Genomic DNA, 16,214 nt, shown 5'->3' with positions numbered 1-16,214 from the left:
GTCCATCCGCCCACGCCCGAGAACACCTCTGCGACCCCGGGGAGAAGCGACACCTTGACCGTCCTCCCCGCGGCTGAGGCCGGGGAATTCCGGCCCCCGCGGGCCGGGATTCCCGATCCACCGGCAACCGCCCGGCCGGCCTGAGCCGGCCGGTTCCCACGTCGCGTCCACAGGCGTCTCACCTCTCCGCCAATCCGTCGATCACACCGCGGCGGCCTGTCAGCGCCACCGCCGAACCCCTTACCGAACCGCGCGGCGCCGCGCCGTGCTTCCGCACCCCCCAGAGCCAGAGCTCGGGGTCTCCACGCTCAAGGAGATTCGATGAGTAACGACAGCGCCCGGCACGTCCGGTTCACCCGTAGGCGCCTCCTGCAGGCCGGGGCCCTCGCCGGAGCGGTCACCGCGGTCGGCTGGAGCTCCCTCCCGGGCGCGGCCACCGCCCGGACCTCCGCTCAGATCCTCGGCAAGGACAAGGACCTCACCGGTTGGTTCGCCAACCCGGGCCGCGACGTACAGCCCAGGTTCCGCTGGTGGTGGCCGGACGCGAAGGTCGATCCCGCCGAGATCAGGCGCGAGGTCGACCAGATCGCCGACGCCGGCTTCGGCGGCGCGGAGATCGCCGCCGTCCACCACAGCATCAAGGACAAGTCGGTCCTCGATGTGGCGGCCAACGGCTGGGGCACGCCGGCATGGAACGCCGCCGTCGAGGCCGCTCTCGACCAGGCGGCCAAGCGCGGGATCACCATCGACATCACCCTCGGGCCGAGTTGGCCCGCCGCCGTTCCCACCATTACCGCCGACAGCCCCGCCGCGGTCAAGGAGCTCGCCTACGGCACCGCGACCGTCGCGGCCGGCGCGGCGTACAGCGGTCCCGCCCCCGCTCCCGCCGTCGCCGCCGCCCCCGGCGTCACCGTGCAGAAGCTCATCCTCGTCCAGGCGGTCCGGGTCGACACGGCCAACTCCACCCGTAAGGAGACCGGGCTCGACGCCGCCTCCGTCCAGGACCTGACGGGCCAGGTCGCCGACGGGCAGCTCAGCTGGACCGCCCCGGCCGACGGGCAGTGGGTCATCCTGTCGTACTGGGAGCGCGGCTCCGGTCAGCGCCCCGAGTCCGACCCGCACACTGACCCGCTCTCCTACGTCGTCGACCACTTCAGCCGGGCCGGGACTCAGGCGGTGATCGACTTCTGGGAGGCCAACCTGCTGACCCCCCGGATCCGCGAGCTCCTGAAGAAGGCCGGTGGCGCCCTGTTCGAGGACTCCATCGAGTTGGAGACCGACGCGCTCAACTGGACGCCGGACCTGCCCGCCGAGTTCGAGCGGCGCCGGGGCTACCCGCTCCACCGGTACCTGCCGGTGATCGTGCGCAACAACGAGAACCCGGTCTACTCCTACGAGGCGGAACTGACCCGGCAGGTCCGGCATGACTTCTGGGAGACGGTCTCCGACCTCTTCAACGAGCACCACTTCACGATGCTCCGCGACTGGGCGCACACGATCGGCATGGGGCTGCGCGCCCAGCCGTACGGGCTGGAGACCGACGCGATCGCGTCCGCCGCCATCCTCGACGTCCCCGAGGGCGAGTCGCTGGGGTTCAAGAACCTCGACGACTACCGGGCACTGGCCGGCGGCCGGGACATGGCGGGCCGGATCGTGCTGTCCTGTGAGGCGGGAGCGTACCAGGGCGGTGCCTACAACACGACGTGGGAGAAGTTCCTGCGGACCATGGGCGGCGCGTACGCGGCCGGCCTGAACCAGACCTACCTGCACGGCTTCTCCTACGCCTCGGCCCCCGGCGTCAACTGGCCGGGCTATGCGGCCTTCACCCCGTACAACGGCGGGGTCGGCTACTCCGAGTCGTGGGGCCCTCGCCACCCGACCTGGCGGCACGTCCGCGATGTCTCCGGCTACCTGAGCCGCGTCCACCAGGTGATGCAGGCCGGAACGGTCAGGGCGGACGTGGCGGTCTTCCGGCAGAAGGGCTACACCAAGACCGGGATCGGTGCCAACTGGTTCACCGCCAGCGGCATCCCGCTCGGCTGGACCCACCAGTTCCTCAGCGCCCCGCTGCTCGACCTGCCGAGCGCGACCGTGTCCGGAGGCCGGCTGGCGCCCGGCGGGCCCGGGTACAAGGCGCTGTTCGTCGAGGGCGACCTGTTCGCCGGCGGCGACCGCACGCTCCCGGTGGTCGTCGCCGAGAAGCTGCTCGGTTACACCAGGGCGGGGCTGTCGCTGATCTTCCTTGGCGACTGGTCGGCGGCCAAGGTGCCAGGCGTGGCCAAGGAGGGCGAGAACGAGCGGCTGCGGACGATCCTCGCCGAGCTGTTCGCCCAGCCCAAGGTGCGCGTCGTGGCGGACAAGGCGCGGGTGGGCGAGGCCCTGGCCGAGCTGGGACTGCGGCCGGACGCGATGTACGCGCAGAGCTCGACCCTGCTCAACGCCCGCCGGGTCGCCGACGGTGTGGACTACTACTACCTCTGCAACGGCAAGCACGCCGAGACCGTGAAGCCGCCGGTCGCCGCGATCGACCACGAGATCTCGCTGACGCGCACCACCCGCGACGCGGTGCCGTACCGGCTGGACCTCTGGACCGGTCAGGCCGATCGGATCGCCGCCTACACCGAGGACGGTGACCGGGTCCGGGTCAGGGTGGCCCTCCAGCCGAGCCAGGCCGTTGTCATCGCGCTCGGCAAGCCCGGCCTGTTCGGCACCAAGGGGGGCCGCCGCCAGAACGCCGTCACCACCACCGCCGATGAGGTCCGTTTCATCGACGGAGAGCTGATGGTGCGCGACACCCAGGCCGGGAGCTACCAGACCGTCCTGTCCAACGGCCGCACGGTCACGACCGTCATCGAGGCCCTGCCCGAGCCGATGACGCTGACCACGTGGCGGCTGGAGGCCGAGGACTGGAAGCCGGGCGCCTCCGCCACCGAGACGGCCGTCGCCACATGGAAGCCGGCGCTCGACGCGCTCAAGCCATGGCCGCAGATCCCCGAGCTGGCGGACGTCTCCGGCATCGGCCGCTACACCGCCGTCGTCGAGCTGGGCGCCGGGTGGACCGGTGGGCACGGTGCCTACCTGGAACTGGGCGAGGTGTTCGACACCTGCCGGGTGACGGTCAACGGCAGGCGGCTGCCCCCCGTCGACCTGATCAACCCGGTGGTGGACCTCGGCGCGCACCTGCGCCGCGGGCGCAACACCATCGAGGTCGAGGTGGCCACCACGCTGAACAACCGCCTGCGCGTCGCCGACCCCGGCGTCTACAGCGGCATGCCCCGCCAGAACTACGGCCTGATCGGCCCGGTCCGGCTGGTCCCCTACGGTCAGGCCCGCGTCTCCGGCACGTGACGCCCGCTCGACGGAGGGCACCGTCCGGGCCCGCACGGCGGACACCGTGACGCTCTACGCCGTCGGCTCCGGGACCTGGACCTTCCCGGCCGTCGCCATGGGCTGATCCTCCACCTGCCCGGATCTCTCCGCCCGGGACCACGCGTCCCGGGCGGAGAGGTCCGCGGTTCCGGGGAGCGTCTCCGCGGGCCCGACGGAGACGGCCGAGGAAGGGGTGCGCTCGCGCACGTCCTCGCTGCGGATCGCCATCACAGCGGGCGGGCTGCCCAGGTCACCGTACCTGGCGGCGACGGCGGCGGTGATCGCCCGGCAGGCGTCGGCGACCGTCTCCTTCGAGGAGCCCGGCGGCTGACCGGCCGACAGGTGACCCAGCAGCGCCGCGAACCGCAGCTCCTCGGCCGCCGCGCGGGGAATCCCGTCGTCGGACGGCGGCAGGGGCCGGTCCAGCCAGAACACCCCGCCGCGCAGGAACGCGGGATATGTCACCTCGTCCCGCTGGAGCGTGCGCACCGAGTCGACCAGTAACCGCCCGAACTCCGTCAGGTCGGTATCCGGTGGCAGGTCGGTCGTGACCAGCAGCGAAACCCTCAGTGCGTTGACCATGAGCGGTTATCCCTCCTTGAGGTGGCTCATAGTAGGGGGCGCCACCGACAGTTACGGTGCGGCTGGTGAATCGTGGCGAGTCCGGGTTTCGATCAGAGGGCCGCAGGTACCGGTGGATCACCGCTCGCGGTCCCGCGCCGACGGTCAGAGTGGCCTGGGGGCGGGCAGGGTGATCCTGTCGACGGCCTCGCGGCGGCGCCGTTCGGGACGGCGGTCGTAGCGGGCCGTGGTGGCGGGGGAGGAGTGGCCGACGAGGGCCTGCGCGGTGGCCAGGTCCACCCCGGCGTCGAGCAGCTCGCCGATGAAGGTGCGCCTGAAGTCGTGCGGGGTACGTGCCCCGGCGCCGGCCTCGGCCAGGCGCCTGGCCAGGATGTCGGCGACCGCCTGGCCGGTCATGGGCGCTGGCCCGCGGTCCCTGGTCCGCAGCCGGCCGAACTTGCTGATGGGGCAGAACAGGGCACCCGCGGAGCGGCCCCGTACGGCCAGCCAGCGTTCCATCCTGGCCACGGCCTCGGTGGTGAGGTAGACCATCCGCTCCTTGTCGCGCTTGCCGCGCACCCGCAGCGAGCGGGAGCCGGGGTCGTAGTCGCCCAGCGCGAGCCCGGAGATCTCGGCGCGGCGGCAGCCGGTGGAGTAGAGCACCGCCAGCAGGGCGGCGTCGCGGACCCCCGCGGCGGAGTCGTCGCGATCGCAGGCGGCCAGCGCGGCGCCCACCACCTCAGGCGGGACGTGCTGGCCCGTTGGCAGGCGGGTGTGCTCGACCGTCGGCAGGTCCGCGGCGCGCTGGTACTCCTCGGCGGTCATCAGGCCGAGCCGCCAGGCCTCGCGCAGCACCCTGCGCAGCGCGACCAGGTGCTTGTTGACGTACGAGGGGGACCAGCCGCGCTCGGTCATCAGGGCGCGGATGCGTACCGTGTGCTCGTAGCGCAGCAGGTGCCAGGGCTGGCCCGCGCCGCTGGAGACCTCCTCGCCGGAGACGAGCGCCGCGAGCCTGTCGAGACAGCCGCGCATGGTGCGGCGGGACTCGGCGCTGGTCAGGGAGTCGAGATACACCCGGTAGGGGTCTCGTGCGGGCTCGATGGACGGGCCGGGCGAGACGGGGACGGCTGGCACGCTCACCGTGCCGACCCTACCGGGCGTCATGAATCCACGTCGTGAAGGCGCGGGCGCGAGATTCCATTCCCGCCGGATAGGAGGAAGGATCGCGGTATGACGGACGGACGAGTGACGGCGGTCAGCCGTAGCGCCACCCACACCTTCGGCAAGACCACGGAACCCGTCATCCGGCTGCTGGCCGGGCTGGGCGTGGAGGGGGACGCGCACCTCGGGGTGACCGTGAAGCACCGGTCGAGGGTGGCGCAGGATCCCACCCAGCCCAACCTGCGCCAGGTCCACCTGATCCAGGCCGAACTCCACGACGAACTGCGGGCCGCGGGTTTCTCGGTGGCCGCCGGAGAGCTGGGGGAGAACGTCACCACCCGGGGCGTCGACCTGCTGGGCCTGCCGGTGGGGACGCTGCTCGGACTGGGGCGGGAGGCGGTGGTGAAGGTGACCGGGCTGCGCAATCCCTGCGGGCAGATCGAGGGTTTCCAGAGGGGCCTGCTCAAGCAGGTGGTGGGCAGGGACGAGAACGGCGAGCCGGTCCGCAGGGCCGGGGTGATGGGCGTGGTGGTGGCGGGCGGTGAGGTGCGGCCCGGCGATCCGATCGAGGTGGAGCGGCCATCGCCCCCGCACCGGCGCCTGGACCGCGTCTAGGTCCATAACGCCATGTCGCAGCCGATAAGTGTGTGGTTGGCTGTCCCCAATGGACATCTCATCGCGCGCTTCCGCCTACCTTCGGGCATATGACGAGCAGCTCCGGGCCCGGCCGATGCCGGGTCGCACGGCCGAGAGGATCGGGCCGCTGCTGAGGGTCGTGTCGAACGGCCACGGCCAAGGTTTCCTGACATATCGCGACCTTGGTGGTTTGGAGGGTGTCGAGCTGGACGCCTTCATCGCGCGCCAGCGGGACTTCTTCACCCGGGTCGGGCGCGAGGTCGAGTGGAAGTACCACGGTTACGACCTGCCCGCCGACCTGCCCGAGCGGCTCGCGGCGGCCGGGTTCGAGGCGGGGGAGCGGGAGACGCTGCTCGTCGGCGAGGCCGGTGAGCTGGCCGGTGCCCACGTGCCACCCGCCGGGGTGCGGCTGCGCGAGGTGGCGGGGCGGGATGACCTGGAGCGCATCCGCGAGCTGGAGGAGACGGTCTGGGATGCCGACCACGGCTGGCTGCCCGGCATGCTGGAGCGCGAGCTCGCCGGCCCTGGGGATCCGTGCACGGTGGTGATCGCCGAGGCGGGCGGGCAGGTGGTGTGCGCGGCATGGGCGCGTTTCCACGAGGGCACCGACTTCGTCTCACTGTGGGGCGGCTCGACCCTGAAGGAGTGGCGGGGCAGGGGTATCTACCGGGCGATGGTGTCGTACCGGGCGGAGCTTGCGGTGGCACGAGGTTTCCGCCTGGTGCAGGTGGACGCCTCCGATGCCAGCCGCCCGATCCTGGCCAGGCTCGGCCTGGAGGCGATCACGACGACGACGCCGTACGTGTGGGTGCCGCCGACCCTCTGACCTGGCGTCGCCCGCGATCTGGCCCGCTGGAAGCAATATGAGGTGAGTTATTTGATTCTGGTAGCTTGGCGCGGATCAACTGGATCAAGACGAGATCGCGCCGTCGCGACTCGCGGCTCGCGACGAGAGGACACGCATGTCCGAGGTGCTAAGTCGGCGCGCGCTCAACCGGGCCACCCTGGAGCGGCAGCTGCTGCTGGCCCGCGCCGAGTCGTCCGCGTTGGAGGCGGTCCGGCACCTGTACGGCATGCAGGCCCAGGCACCCAACCCTCCCTACGTCGGGCTCTGGACACGCCTGGCCGGGTTCACCCACGGCGACCTCGCCCGGTTGATCAACGAGCGCCAGGTGGTGAGGCTGGCGCTGATGCGCTCCACCATCCATCTGGTCACCGCCGACGACTGCCTGGCGCTTCGCCCGCTGCTGGGGCCGACGCTGGCGCGGGGCCTGCGGGGGGGCATGCACGGCAAGGGCCTGGCCGGCGTGGACCTGGACGAGCTTGCCGTCACCGGGCGCAAGCTGGTGGAGGAACGTCCTTTGACATTCCGTGAGCTCGGGGTGCTGCTGCAGGAGCGGTGGCCGGATTCCCCGGCCGCCGCCCTGGTCGCCGGGGTGCGCAACACGCTGGCGCTGGTGCAGGTCCCGCCGAGAGGGATCTGGGGGGTGGGCGGCCAGGCCACCCACACCACCGCGGAGGCATGGCTGGGTCGGCCCCAGGACGAGCGGCCCTCCGCCGAGGAGGCGATCCGCCGCTACCTCGCCGCCTACGGTCCCGCCACGGTGATGGACGTTCAGCAGTGGTCGGGCATGACCCGCCTGGGGGAGATCGTTCGCGGGATGGGCCTGCGGACCTTCGCGACCGAGGACGGCGCGGAGCTGTTCGACCTGCCCGAGGCGCCGCGCCCCGGCCCCGAGACCCCTGCCCCGGTGCGCTACCTGTCGGAGTTCGACAACACGCTGCTGTCGTTCGCCCCGCGGACCAGGACCCGGATCACGGAGGAGGAGTATCGGGGGCGGATCTTCACGATCAACGGCATCATCAAGGCGACGGTGCTGGTCGACGGCTTCGTGCGGGGCATGTGGAAGGTGACGGGGAAACGGGGCGAGGCGATCCTGGAGGTGGAGCTGTTCGCGCCGGTGAGCGCGGGGGAGCGGGCGGACCTGGAGCTGGAGGGAGCACGCCTGCTCGACTTCGTCGCCCCTGAGGCGTCAGCTCGCGACATCCGCTTCCGCGAGGCCTGACCGCGCCGCTTCCGCGAGGTCGCGCCGGCCGATGGGCCAGGTGGGCGGTGTCCTTGACCGGGCGAATCAGGCCAGGGTCTGCACTGCCGGGGCGAGGGCGTCCCAGTGCCGTGGGCCGATCGGCCGGGGTCGATGGTTACCAGGCCAATTCTGGAAATTGGCCGTTCTCCCGGCGGGAGGGATGCTCGATGATGTGCCCATGATCTCTATCAGTGCCCTCGCGGGCATCGCCGTGGTCGCCCTCGGCCTGGTGCTCACCCCCGGCCCCAACATGATCTACCTGGTCTCGCGGTCCGTGACGCAGGGGCGCTGGGCCGGGCTGATCTCGCTGGCGGGCGTCGCGGCGGGCTTTCTGGTCTACCTGCTGGCGGCGGTGGCCGGGATCGCCACGATCTTCGCGGTGGTGCCCGCCGTCTACACGGCGGTCAAGCTCGCGGGCGCCGGGTACCTGCTCTGGCTGGCCTGGAAGACGATCAGGCCCGGCGGTGAGCCGATCTTCGCCCCCGGCACCCTCCCGGTGGACCCGCCGCGCCGGCTGTTCTCCATGGGGTTGGTCACCAACCTGCTCAACCCCAAGATCGCCATTGTGTACGTGTCGGTGCTGCCGCAGCTCGTCGATCCGGCCCGGGGCGACGTCGGCACGCAGAGCCTCCTGCTGGGAGCCATCCAGATCGTCATCGCCCTGTCGGTCAACGCGATGATCGTGCTGACCGCGGGCTCGGCCGCGACCTTCCTCGCGCGGCGGCCCACCTGGATGCGCGTGCAGCGCTACTTGACGGGCACCGTGCTCGTGGGCCTCGCCATCCGCGTCGCCGGCGACCGCTCGCCCGCCGTGGCCGCCTAGGGGCCGTTCTCGCCGGTGCCGGCCCGTCGCTCTCGTCCGGGTACGCCTTGGGGCCCGGCCCGGGGTGGCCCCTCCGGCACGTGACACCCGGGCCGCCACGCGCTCACGCGTGCGCTCCATGTCGTGGTCGGCCGCACGGTGTGCCTGGCGGGAACCGCCCGGATGCGGGGCGAGACGGGTCCGGCCGGGGGGCCGCGCTCCGGTTCTCAGCCGTGACTGAGGTCGACGACGCAGAAGACGTTGCCCTCGGGGTCGGCGAGGACCACGAAGTCGGGGTCGTCCGGATAGAGGTCCCAGTCGACGCGTTCGGCCCCCAGCGACACCAGTCGCTCCACTTCGGACGCCTGCCCGGCGGCGTCGGGGACGAACAGGTCGAGGTGCGTCCGGGGATGACGGCGCACCGGCGTCCTGCTGATGTCCAGTGCCAGCGGGACGCCGTCACCCTCCACCGGGTCGATCACGGTCCAGTCGTCCCCGGTCTCGCCCTCGCGCGGCGCGTAGTCCAGCGCCCGCGTCCAGAACCCGACGGCACGTCGCATGTCGGTGACGCCCAGCACCACCTGTCCGATCCTCACCATGTGCCGATCCTGGCAGGGATTCCCGGCAGGGGGGAACCCGGAGGGTCCGGGCCGCGACCGTGCCCGGGACCCTCTCCCGGTTCGCGGCCGTTGACGCGAACACGGCCACCGGGCTCGGTCGCGGACGTGCCTCCGGATGTGTTCCCCGGTGTTCGAGGAAGACGCGGACCTCTCGTCAACCGGGGTTGACGGAGGGTTGGTGTCAACCTATATTGACATTCACGGGCGGTGCGCGGGCGCCGAGACGGTTTCAACGCGTGGCCGTATACGGGCCGTGGCCGTTTCGCCGCCCCCTCGGCGGGTGGCGTGCCATCGCGCCCGCTCCCTCATCCGATCAAGGAGGTTTGTGATGTCCGTTGACGTCGTGATCGCCGGTGGTGGCCCGAACGGGCTGATGCTGGCCTGCGAGCTGAGCCTGGCAGGTGTCCGCCCGGTGCTGCTGGAGCGGCTGCCGGAGCCGGGCGAGGAGCCCAGGGCCAACGGACTGGTCGGGCGGGTGGTCCAGGTGCTCGACAGCCGGGGCCTGTACCGGCGGTTCACCGGTGCCTCACACCCCCCGGTTCCCGCGCCGTTCTTCATGTTCGGCGGCATGCACCTGGACCTGAGCGCGCTGGACCCCGGCCCGCTGCACATCCTCCCGATCCCGCAGCGCCGCCTGGAGCAGCTGTTACAGGAGCGGGCGCTGGAGCTCGGGGTGGAGATCCGGCGCGGCCACGAACTGGTGGACCTGGCGCAGGACGGGGACGGTGTCACGGTCGCCGTCCACGCCCCCGGCGGAGACTACGAGCTGCGCACCCGCTATCTGGTCGGCTGCGACGGAGCCCACAGCGTCGTACGGAAGCGGGCCGGTATCGGCTTCCCCGGCGCCACCGCCGAGGACGTCGTGTCGCGCAGCGCCCACGCCGTCCTGCCCGCCTCCGCGCTCGATCCCGCGACCGGCGAGCTGCTGCTGGCCGGGGCACGCTGGAGGCCGTTCATGTTCCACCGAACCGCACACGGCGTGTTCGCCCTCGCGTCGTTCGAACCGGGCGTGCACCTCGTGACCACCATGGAGTGGGGGCGGGGGCGGATCGACGAGCGGGTGCCGATGACCCTGGAGGAGTTGCGTGACAGCGTGCACAGGGTGCTCGGGGCCGACCTGCCGATGACCCCGCCGGCGAGCCGAGGCCCCCATGTGCTCCGCCGCCTCACCGGCGGCAACACCCGCCTGGCCGACCGCTACCGCGCCGGTCGCGTGCTGGTGGCCGGGGACGCCGCGCACGTCCACTCCGCGGTCGGCGGTCCCGGGCTCAACCTCGGCCTGCAGGACGTTGTGAACCTCGGCTGGAAACTCGCCGCCGAGGTTCACGGCTGGGCGCCGCCGGGACTGCTCGACACCTACCACGGCGAACGGCACCCCGTGGGCCGGCGGGTCGTCACGCACACCCGGGCGCAGGCCGCCCTGCTCGCCCCCGGCGAAGAGGTCACCGCGCTGCGCGAGCTCTTCGCCGAGCTGCTCGAACACAAGGAGAACCGGCGGCACATCGCCGAGCTCATGGCGGGTTCGGACATCCGCTACGACATGGGGGATGCCTGCCCGGTGCCGCACCCCCTCCTCGGCCGCCCGGCACCGGACCTCTCCCTCGCCACGGACGCGGGCGCCGTGCGGCTCGCGGACCTGACGCACGGCGCCCGGCCGCTCCTCCTCGACCTCGGTGGGGGCGACGAGCTGGAGGAGACGGCGGCGGGCTGGAAGGACCGGGTGGACGTCGTCACCGCCACTTCCAGCCGGCGGGTCCCCGCCGGGCTGCTGATCCGCCCGGACGGCTACGTCGCCTGGACGTCCCCTGACGAGGAAACGGGCGATCCCGTGAGCCTCGGCCTACGGGAGGCGCTGGCCACCTGGTTCGGCGTCCCCGCGTAGGTCTTCTCGTTCCGCGCCGCCCACCTGACCCTCGCCTGCCCTATCTCGACCCTGGCCCAGCGGTGGTTGCCGTTCGACATCCACACCCCGCCCCTGCGCCTCGCGGGCACCCCGTAGCCGCCGAACGCCCTCCGCGGCTCTCACTGTCGCCGGCGAAGTCCGTGCCGTAGCGTTCCACGCGTGACACCCACCCAGCTGCGCGCGTTCGCCACAGTGGTACGGCTCGGTTCGGTAAAGCTGGCGGCGGGGGAGCTGGAGGTGTCGGAGGCCGCCGTCTCGCTGCACATCGGCCAGCTGCGCAGGGAACTCGGCGACCAGTTGTTCACGCGGACGGCCTCCGGGCTCGCCTTCACCCCCGGCGGCCTGCGGCTGGCGAGCCGCGCGACGGAGATGCTCAGCCTGCAGGAGCGCACGATCGTCGAGGTGGGCCAGGCGGCCCGTGGCCGGCGGTTGCTGCGCGTCGCCGCGTCGAGCCTGTTCGCCGAGTACGCGGCTCCCGGCCTGATCGAGCTGTTCGCCGGCCGGGCCGCCGACCTCGATGTGGAGCTGAGCGTGCACGACCCGCGGAAGTTCGGCGCCCTGCTGCACTCGCGGGCGGTGGACGTGGCGATCGGGCCCAGGACGGGCAACCTGGACGAGTCGCTGGCGTGCCGGCCGTTCCTCAACTATCAGGTGATCGTCGTGTCCGGCCCGGACCATCCGCTCGCCGGGCTCGACGCCGGCGCCCACCAGCTGCGCGAGGAGACCTGGCAGCTCGGCCCGTCGGCCGCGGCGGACATCGGTGCCGTTCCCACGATTCTGCGCCGGGTCAGCGTGCCCGAGGAGCACCAGCGGATCTTCCAGAGTCACGCGGCGGCGCTGGAGGAGGTCAAGCGCAACCACGGCGTGGCACCGACGGTCTCCTTCGCGGTGGCGCGGGATCTGGCCACCGGCCGTCTCGTCCACATCGCCGGCCGCGCTCTCCGGTACGACGGTGTGTGGGCCACGCTGACCCTCGTCGAGCGTGGTGCCCCGTCGGTGGCCGCCGAGCTCGTCCGGTTCGTCACCACCCCGCGCGCCACGCAGGCCATGCTGCGCGGTCCGGGGGTGAGCCCCGGCCGGTTCCGCCCCTCCATCCACGTCACCCTCTGGAGCTAGGCCCCTTCGCCCACCGGGGTCAGGCGGCGCGCCGCGATCTTCTCCGCCGCCCTGCGAGGCACCAGCTGACCGACCCTCGCCACGGTGAGTTCCGCGGAACAGGACCTAACGGGCGGCGGAGATCTCGGCGATCACATGCCGCAGGGACCGGAAGGTGTCCGCGGGCAGCAGCCGGTCGCAGTACGGCAGGGCGGCGGCCATGGCGGCGACGCGCGGTTCGAAGCCGGGGGCGGAGGCCCTGGGGTTCATCCAGATCACCCGGTGCGCGCGCCGGCGCAGTCGCGCCATGGCGGCGGCCATGGCCTCCGGGGGGTCGCTGTCCCAGCCGTCCGAACCGATGATCACCACGGCGCCCCGTACCGACCCTCCGTGGTGGGAGGCGAGCAGAGCCCGCACGTTGGTCGCTATCCGTGTCCCGCCGAACCGGTCGGAGACCCTTTCCGTGGCCTGCTCGACGGCGACGGCCGCGGACCTGTGCGCCAGGATCGGGGTCAACCGTGTCAGCGACGTGGCGAAGGCGAACACCTCCGCGCCGGCGGCCAGCGCCAGGGCGCGCATCAGGTGCAGGTAGGCGGGCGCCTGCGCCTGCATGGACTGGCTGACGTCACAGAGCAGCACGACGCGTCGAGGCCTGTCGACCGCCCGCTCCCGCAGCAGGTGGAGTGGTTCCCAGCCGGTCCGACGGGATCGCTGGACCGTGGCTCGCACCGCGACCCTCCTGCCACGGGGGTCGGCCGCGAGTCGCCGGCTGCGCCTGGTGGGCCAGTCGGTCACCGCGGAACGCAGCCACCCGCCGAGCAGTTCCATCTCCCGCGCGTCGAGTTCCTCGAACGGCACCTCCGCCCGCCCTTGGAGGTCGCTCGGCAGGCGGTCGGGCACGGCCGGCGGGCTGTCCGACCGCTCCGCGTCGGCGACCACCGCGGGGAGCGTCGCCCAGGGCAGCGCGTCCCCTGGCCGCCGGTCCGCGAAGGCGGGCGGGAAGACGGAGACGTCGTCGTCTCCGCCGGTCACGGCGGCCCGCGACCGGCGGCGCGTGGGCGGGTCCAGGGCGAGTGCCGCGTCGCCGAACACGGCCGCGAACACCGTGTCGAAGGTGTCGATCTCCGAGCGCCGCCGTACCAGGCTGATGCGGGCGGCCCAGTACAGCCTCGGCAGCGAGTCCGGAGGGGAGGCCGCCAGCGCGTTGACGAGGTCGTCGACGGCGGTGAGACCGACCGGCACGCCGTGCTGCCGGAGCCGGACCGCCAGCGCGACGGCGAACGCCGCCCGATCGACACCCGGCGCCGGCCCGCTAGGCGACAAGGAGGTAGACGACGACGGCGACGAGGACGACGAGGACGGCGAGGACCGGAAGCACCCGCCGGTAGACGGATCCGCCGGCGACGCTCATCACGTCCAGCGGTTCGGGGTCGATCGCCGGGGCGTTCTCGCCCGCTTCCCGGGGGACCGGTTCGGGGTCCGTCCGGACGTTCCCCGCTGCGGTCCCGGCCGGAACGCCTTCGGGTTCGGAGCCCGGCGGGACGCTCGCCGGCCGCCGGTCGGCGGTGGGGGGAGCGGCGGATACCGGACTCCCGGCGACCTCGGCCGCTGCGGCCGTATCGGCGGCGAGCCTTCCTTCGAGGCAGTCGACGAACTGGCCGAGCAGCTTCCCGGAGACCTCTTTGATCATTCCGCTGCCGAACTGGGCGATCTTTCCGGAGATCTTCAGGTCGGTGTCGACGGTGACGACGGTACGTGCGCCGTCGGCCCGGAGCAGTGCGGTGATGACCGCTGAGGCGTTGCCCGCCCCTCGCGAGTCACGGCCTCTGGCGTCGATGACGGCACGGTGGTTCACCTCGTCCTTCTCGACGAACCTGACCGTGCCCGCGTACTCGGAGACGACGGGGCCGACCTTCACCCGGACCTTGCCGGAGTGGACCTCGCCCTCGACACCGGTCAGCTGGGCCCCCGGCATGCACGGGGCTATCCCCTCGAGGTCGGTGAGCACCGTCCACGCCCGGTCGATCGGAACGTTGACCGTGAACTCATTGTCAATCCTCATGAACCGCCCTTTCTACGCCGTCTTCGTGCCGTCGATCAGGCGGTCGCGCCGCAGGCGTCGCCCGGGTCGTCGAGCGCGCCGGTGATCGTGTCACGGTCGTCGGGTGTCTTCGCGATGGTGCTCAGCGTCCGGACGACGTCCTGCCTGACCAGACGGGTCGCGCCGACCGCGGACAGGGCCGCGACCCAGTCGATCGTCTCCGCCATGCCGGGGGCCTTGTCCAGGTCGAACCGGCGCACCCGGCCGATGAACTCGGTGACCGACCTGATCAGTGCCTCGTTCGCGCCGGGTACCGAACGGCGCAGGATCTCCACGGCCCGCTCGGCCTCGGGAAAGTCGATCCAGTGGTACAGGCAGCGCCGCCGGAGCGCGTCGTGCAGGTCCCTGCTGCGGTTGGAGGTCAGTACGACGACCGGCCGGCGTTTCGCGGTGAACGTGCCGAGCTCCGGAATCGTGATCGAGGACTCGCCGAGGAACTCGAACAGCAGGGCCTCGAACTCGTCGTCGGCGCGGTCGATCTCGTCGATCAGCAGCACCGGCGGCACCGGGCCGTCGTGCCGGACGGCCCGCAGGATCGGGCGTTCCTGCAGGAACTCCGCGCTGAACAGGTCGGCGTCGGCCAGGCTGTCCCGCCGTGACTCGGCGAGCCGGATGGCGAGCAGTTGCCGCTGGTAGTTCCACTCGTAGAGCGCCTCGCTCGCGGTCAACCCCTCGTAGCACTGCAGCCGGATCAGAGGGGTGTCCAGGACGCGGGCCAGGGCCTTGGCGGCGGTCGTCTTACCGACGCCGGGTTCCCCCTCCAGCAGCAGGGGCCGGTCGAGAACCAGCGCGAAGAACAGCGCCGCGGCGGTGCCCTCGTCGACCAGGTAGTCCATCTCGTCCAGCCGCCGCCTTACCTCGTCGGCGTCGGCGAAGGCCGGGGTCACGACGCACCCTCGGCGCCGGGACCGGTTCGCGACGGTGGCGGGCGATACTCCGGGCGGCGCGAGTCGGTTGCCTGCACGTCTCTACCGCCTGTCCTTCTCCGCGTGACGTTCCCGGCAGCCCGGTCCGCAGAACCACACGTCCTCGCCGTCGACGGCCAGGTGGGGCGTGTCGGGGGAGACGGTCACCGCCATTCCGCAGACGGGGTCGACGGCCTGGATGATCGGACTCGCCGCGGCCTCGCCGCCCGCGGGAGCGGGGACGGGTACCGCCGGGGTCAGCCCGCGGGTGCGGATCGCGGCGATGATCTCGGCCAGGATCGACACGGCGATCTCGTGCGCGGTGCGGGCCCCGATCTGGAACCCGGCCGGTGAGCTGATCCGGGCACGCTCGGTCTCGGTGAGTCCCATCTCCGCCAGCACCGCCGCGCCGCGCCGGCGGCTGGCCACCAGGCCGACGAGCCCGACCCCGGCGTCCAGTGCCGCGCGGATCGCGGCGGTCTCACCGCGCCCGTGGCCGGTCACCACGGCCGCGGTGGCGCCCGCAGGCCCCTGCCCGTCCGCCGCCCGCCGGACGGTGAGGTCCAGCGGGCCGGCCAGCTCGGCCAGCGCCTCGGCGATCGGTGACTCGCCGGCGACCCAGATCACCGGTGGCGGCAGCAACGGCTGGAGAAAGATCTCCAGTGCGCCGCCCGACAGGCAGGGGTTCACCACGACCTGGGCGCCGGGGGAGTCGGGGAAGGCCGGCTCGCCCTCCGGCAGCACCCGCAGCAGCACCGAGCGGCCGTCCCTGAGCGCGCCGAGAGCCGCCGTGCGCACGGAGCTCTCCGCGCACCGGCCGCCGACGAAGCCCTCGATGGACCCGTCGGGCAGCACGATGGCGTCGTCGCCGGCGTTGACCGAGGTCGGGTAGTGGGCGCGGACCACGAGCGCGTGGACGAACGGGACGCGGTCCGCGGCCAGTTCTCTCATTCGCACCGAGATACCGGAAGGCA

Annotated in this window: 14 protein-coding genes; 7 read left to right on the top strand and 7 right to left on the bottom strand. The window is 72.4% G+C overall.

All coding sequences use genetic code 11. The features are described from left to right. The first annotated feature begins 321 nt into the window (after nt 1-321). The gene (locus tag AB0K21_RS29985; protein WP_343980620.1) at nt 322-3,348 is read left to right on the top strand and encodes a glycosyl hydrolase; all 3,027 of its coding nucleotides are present in this window, start codon (nt 322-324) and stop codon (nt 3,346-3,348) included. 54 nt (nt 3,349-3,402) lie between these two features. Here AB0K21_RS29985 and AB0K21_RS29980 read toward each other — a convergent pair whose 3' ends face one another. Together AB0K21_RS29980 and AB0K21_RS29975 are read right to left on the bottom strand one after the other, a co-directional pair. After that, complete coding sequence (locus AB0K21_RS29980) at nt 3,403-3,951, bottom strand: hypothetical protein (RefSeq protein ID WP_364155048.1); 549 nt, start codon at nt 3,949-3,951, stop codon at nt 3,403-3,405. 144 nt (nt 3,952-4,095) lie between these two features. Continuing rightward, a complete protein-coding gene (locus AB0K21_RS29975; protein WP_343980622.1) occupies nt 4,096-5,070 on the bottom strand; it encodes a tyrosine-type recombinase/integrase in 975 nt (324 codons plus the stop codon). A gap of 90 nt (nt 5,071-5,160) precedes the next feature. Here AB0K21_RS29975 and AB0K21_RS29970 point away from each other — a divergent pair, with 90 nt between their 5' ends. The 4 genes from AB0K21_RS29970 (at nt 5,161) to AB0K21_RS29955 (ending at nt 8,637) form a co-directional block, all read left to right on the top strand. Then, complete coding sequence (locus AB0K21_RS29970; RefSeq protein WP_343980625.1) at nt 5,161-5,706, top strand: MOSC domain-containing protein; 546 nt, start codon at nt 5,161-5,163, stop codon at nt 5,704-5,706. Nucleotides 5,707-5,755: 49 nt separating this feature from the next. Next, nucleotides 5,756-6,553 (top strand): GNAT family N-acetyltransferase, encoded by a 798-nt coding sequence (locus AB0K21_RS29965; RefSeq protein WP_343980628.1) that lies wholly within the window; start codon nt 5,756-5,758, stop codon nt 6,551-6,553. Nucleotides 6,554-6,689: 136 nt separating this feature from the next. After that, a complete protein-coding gene (locus AB0K21_RS29960) occupies nt 6,690-7,793 on the top strand; it encodes a winged helix DNA-binding domain-containing protein (RefSeq protein ID WP_343980631.1) in 1,104 nt (367 codons plus the stop codon). A gap of 199 nt (nt 7,794-7,992) precedes the next feature. After that, nucleotides 7,993-8,637 (top strand): LysE family translocator, encoded by a 645-nt coding sequence (locus AB0K21_RS29955; RefSeq protein ID WP_343980634.1) that lies wholly within the window; start codon nt 7,993-7,995, stop codon nt 8,635-8,637. 206 nt (nt 8,638-8,843) lie between these two features. Here AB0K21_RS29955 and AB0K21_RS29950 read toward each other — a convergent pair whose 3' ends face one another. Further along, nucleotides 8,844-9,215 carry a VOC family protein gene (locus AB0K21_RS29950; protein WP_343980637.1) on the bottom strand — a complete coding sequence of 124 codons (372 nt, stop codon included), beginning with the start codon at nt 9,213-9,215 and terminating at the stop codon, nt 8,844-8,846. 349 nt (nt 9,216-9,564) lie between these two features. Between AB0K21_RS29950 and AB0K21_RS29945 the strand changes: the two genes are divergently transcribed. Both AB0K21_RS29945 and AB0K21_RS29940 read left to right on the top strand, forming a co-directional pair. After that, complete coding sequence (locus AB0K21_RS29945; protein WP_343980640.1) at nt 9,565-11,118, top strand: FAD-dependent monooxygenase; 1,554 nt, start codon at nt 9,565-9,567, stop codon at nt 11,116-11,118. A gap of 180 nt (nt 11,119-11,298) precedes the next feature. Continuing rightward, nucleotides 11,299-12,255 (top strand): LysR family transcriptional regulator, encoded by a 957-nt coding sequence (locus AB0K21_RS29940; RefSeq protein WP_343980643.1) that lies wholly within the window; start codon nt 11,299-11,301, stop codon nt 12,253-12,255. 105 nt (nt 12,256-12,360) lie between these two features. Here the strand turns inward: AB0K21_RS29940 and AB0K21_RS29935 are convergent, their stop codons facing one another. The 4 genes from AB0K21_RS29935 to AB0K21_RS29920 form a co-directional block, all read right to left on the bottom strand. Continuing rightward, a complete protein-coding gene (locus AB0K21_RS29935) occupies nt 12,361-13,557 on the bottom strand; it encodes a VWA domain-containing protein (protein WP_343980646.1) in 1,197 nt (398 codons plus the stop codon). After that, nucleotides 13,547-14,296 (bottom strand): SRPBCC family protein, encoded by a 750-nt coding sequence (locus tag AB0K21_RS29930; protein WP_343980649.1) that lies wholly within the window; start codon nt 14,294-14,296, stop codon nt 13,547-13,549. The genes AB0K21_RS29935 and AB0K21_RS29930 overlap by 11 nt, the downstream gene beginning before the upstream one ends. Nucleotides 14,297-14,331: 35 nt before the next feature. Then, nucleotides 14,332-15,222 (bottom strand): MoxR family ATPase, encoded by an 891-nt coding sequence (locus tag AB0K21_RS29925; protein WP_364155043.1) that lies wholly within the window; start codon nt 15,220-15,222, stop codon nt 14,332-14,334. Between the two features lie 81 nt (nt 15,223-15,303). Further along, nucleotides 15,304-16,191 carry an XdhC family protein gene (locus AB0K21_RS29920; RefSeq protein ID WP_364155140.1) on the bottom strand — a complete coding sequence of 296 codons (888 nt, stop codon included), beginning with the start codon at nt 16,189-16,191 and terminating at the stop codon, nt 15,304-15,306. Between the last annotated feature and the right edge of the window lie 23 nt (nt 16,192-16,214).

It is taken from the genome of Streptosporangium sp. NPDC049248 (assembly GCF_040678965.1).
GTDB lineage: Bacteria > Actinomycetota > Actinomycetes > Streptosporangiales > Streptosporangiaceae > Streptosporangium > Streptosporangium fukuiense.
The sequence above is the reverse complement of the archived record's forward strand: the minus strand, read 5'-3'. Positions and strand labels throughout refer to the sequence as shown.

Bases quoted from the DNA above. Each gene is read 5' to 3' on its own strand.
- AB0K21_RS29985 (WP_343980620.1), top strand. From the start codon at position 322: ATGAGTAACGACAGCGCCCGGCACGTCCGGTTCACCCGTAGGCGCCTC.
- AB0K21_RS29980 (WP_364155048.1), bottom strand. From the start codon at position 3,951: ATGGTCAACGCACTGAGGGTTTCGCTGCTGGTCACGACCGACCTGCCA.
- AB0K21_RS29970 (WP_343980625.1), top strand. From the start codon at position 5,161: ATGACGGACGGACGAGTGACGGCGGTCAGCCGTAGCGCCACCCACACC.
- AB0K21_RS29965 (WP_343980628.1), top strand. From the start codon at position 5,756: ATGGACATCTCATCGCGCGCTTCCGCCTACCTTCGGGCATATGACGAG.
- AB0K21_RS29960 (WP_343980631.1), top strand. From the start codon at position 6,690: ATGTCCGAGGTGCTAAGTCGGCGCGCGCTCAACCGGGCCACCCTGGAG.
- AB0K21_RS29955 (WP_343980634.1), top strand. From the start codon at position 7,993: ATGATCTCTATCAGTGCCCTCGCGGGCATCGCCGTGGTCGCCCTCGGC.
- AB0K21_RS29950 (WP_343980637.1), bottom strand. From the start codon at position 9,215: ATGGTGAGGATCGGACAGGTGGTGCTGGGCGTCACCGACATGCGACGT.
- AB0K21_RS29945 (WP_343980640.1), top strand. From the start codon at position 9,565: ATGTCCGTTGACGTCGTGATCGCCGGTGGTGGCCCGAACGGGCTGATG.
- AB0K21_RS29930 (WP_343980649.1), bottom strand. From the start codon at position 14,296: ATGAGGATTGACAATGAGTTCACGGTCAACGTTCCGATCGACCGGGCG.
- AB0K21_RS29920 (WP_364155140.1), bottom strand. From the start codon at position 16,191: ATGAGAGAACTGGCCGCGGACCGCGTCCCGTTCGTCCACGCGCTCGTG.